Source organism: Curtobacterium sp. C2H10 (assembly GCF_025407985.1).
Classification (GTDB): domain Bacteria; phylum Actinomycetota; class Actinomycetes; order Actinomycetales; family Microbacteriaceae; genus Curtobacterium.
In genome coordinates, this window is record NZ_JABXGF010000117.1 from 1 (window position 1) to 320 (window position 320).

The following is a 320-nucleotide window of genomic DNA, read 5'->3' on the forward strand; positions in this document are numbered from 1 at the left end:
ACGACGGCACCGCGGTCGTGGTCGATGACGGAGCGGTGCTGCCGGCCGGGCTTCAGGGCCAGGACGATCAGGACCACACCGAGGACCAGAAGGACCACGGCGATGACCTCCGCGATCGTGACGAACGCGGCGTCCGGGCGGAGCGCGGCGTCGACGACGGTCTGCGGGTCGGCGAGCAGCGGGGGCCGGCCGATGGCGGCGAGGACCGCTTCGGTGCCGATCCACGCAGCGACCAGGGCGAGGACCACGAGCGACACCGCCACGGCGGTCGAGCGGGAGCGGTGCACGCTCCGGCGACGGATGCGTCGTTCGACGGAACC

General features: G+C 73.4%; 1 pseudogene. It reads right to left on the reverse strand.

What is annotated here, in order from left to right:
- Positions 1–320, reverse strand: a pseudogene (locus HWD93_RS18270) (hypothetical protein); the annotation flags it as partial.